We start from the raw sequence: 1,438 nt of genomic DNA on the forward strand, positions 1-1,438 counted from the left end.
CGTCCGCCGGAGCACCGGCCGACCAGGCGGCGGCCGGAGCGGGCGGGGCGCCGGCCGAGGCGCCGCCGGCCGCCGCGAAGCCGGAGGCGCGGAACAAGCCCCCGGAGCAGGAGCCGGAGGCGCCCGCGGAGGCACCGGCCGAGGCGTCGGCAGAGGCGCCGGCCGAGGCGTCGGCGGAGGCGCCCGCGGAGCAGCCTCCGCAGGACCCCGAGCCCGCGCAGAGCGCCGAGGCCCCCTCCGCTCCGAAGGCGGACGCCGCGGCATGGGCCCCCGCGTCCACGCAAGATCACCGGACGACGCGCAGCACGCCCTTCGGAACGGCCGGGCAGGGGTTCCAGGCCGCGGCCCCCGCCCAGGCTCCGCAGACCCCGCAGACCCCGGAGGCCGCGCAGTCCGCGCCGGCCCCGCAGGAGCCCGCGCAGACCCCGCAGACCCCTCAGACCCAGCAGCCCCCGCAGGAGCCCGCGGAAGGGACCAACCCCCCGCCCCCGCCCGCGGCGGACCCGGCCTGGACCACCGCGGAGCGGATCGCCACCAGCCTCCGCCCGCGCGTGGCCGAGCTCTGGCTGGAGGTCCTCACCCGGCACACCGGCGGGGATCCGGCCATGGCCAGCAGGGTCTACCACGTCCTGAACGGCACGCACCTGCTCGGCGAGCTGATGCGCGACGAGACGATCGACGAGGTGCACGTCCACGGGACCCAGGTGACCGTCTGCGGAGCGCGCGGCATCCACCAGATCCCGGGGTTCCCCAGCCTCGCCGCGTCCCGCCGGGCCGTCAAGACGATCACGGCCTCCCGGGAGAAGCGGGGCCTCGTCGTCTCGAAGGTGAACGACTCCGTCGTGATCAGCCGGCGCAACGGCGTGGTCCCGAAGACCAACGCCCTCGTCGCCAGCGGCGTCGTCAGCGGGGACCAGCTCGCCCGGATCCGGCAGGCGCTGCAGCAGATGCAGACCGTGACCGTGACCGGCCCGGCCGCGCGGATCGTCATCCGCGCGCTCGCCTCGCTGATCCCGGAGGGCAGCCGCGTCTTCCTCGGGGCGTACGCGACGCTGCCCGCCGGGTGCGTCACCGCGGTGAGCCCGATGGAGGCCGACTACGTGCTCGGCGTGCGCCCGGGCGCGGTGGCCGAGGAGATGGCTGGCGCGGGGCAGGTCGGCGGCCTCATCGCCAACCCGGAGACGCAGCTCCCCGCGGCGCTGCGGTACGCCGTCACGGGGCCGTCCGCCGCGCCGGAGCGGCTCGTCGAACGCTGACCGCACGCCACCGGGCGCGACCCGCGGCCCGCGCCCGGTCTTCGCCCGAACGACGAAGGGGGGGGGGGGGCCGGGCGGGGGGGGGGGGGGCCCCCCCCCCCGGGGGCCCCGGCGCCCCGCGCCCCGGGGGGGGGGGGGGCCCGTAACACCACCCCCCCCCCCCCCCCCCCCCCGGCGCCGCG

At 79.1% G+C, this 1,438-nt stretch carries 1 pseudogene; it reads left to right on the top strand.

The features are described 5' to 3' along the window. Nucleotides 1–1,256, top strand: a pseudogene (locus AB0K37_RS42190) (hypothetical protein); the annotation flags it as partial. Between the last annotated feature and the right edge of the window lie 182 nt (nt 1,257–1,438).

This window comes from Actinomadura sp. NPDC049753 (assembly GCF_040674655.1).
GTDB lineage: Bacteria > Actinomycetota > Actinomycetes > Streptosporangiales > Streptosporangiaceae > Spirillospora > Spirillospora verrucosospora.